Source organism: Pseudomonas sp. IPO3749 (genome assembly GCF_013386605.1).
Lineage (GTDB): Bacteria > Pseudomonadota > Gammaproteobacteria > Pseudomonadales > Pseudomonadaceae > Aquipseudomonas > Aquipseudomonas azotoformans_A.
Window position 1 is genome coordinate 1 of record NZ_JACARN010000169.1, and the last position, 318, is coordinate 318.

The 318-nt window shown below is 65.7% G+C and carries 1 protein-coding gene; it reads left to right on the forward strand.

All coding sequences use genetic code 11. From position 1 onward, the window contains the following. Window positions 1-318 (forward strand): ferrous iron transporter B (locus HX812_RS31960; RefSeq protein WP_178949171.1); only part of this gene is annotated, 318 nt, incomplete at both ends.

The window sequence follows — 318 nt, forward strand, 5'->3', positions numbered from 1 at the left end:
GAGCCTGCTGGTGAACGGCATCATCGCCGGCACGGGCAGCGTGCTGGTGTTCCTGCCGCAGATCCTGATCCTGTTCCTTTTCATCCTGTCGCTGGAAGAATCGGGCTATCTGCCGCGCGCGGCCTTCCTGCTCGACCGGTTGATGGCGGGCGCGGGGTTGTCGGGGCGCTCGTTCATTCCGTTGCTGTCGAGTTTTGCGTGCGCGATTCCCGGCGTGATGGCCACGCGCACGATTCAGGACCCGCGCGACCGGCTGGTGACGATTCTCGTGGCACCGCTGATGACGTGCTCGGCGCGGCTGCCCGTGTATGCGCTGCT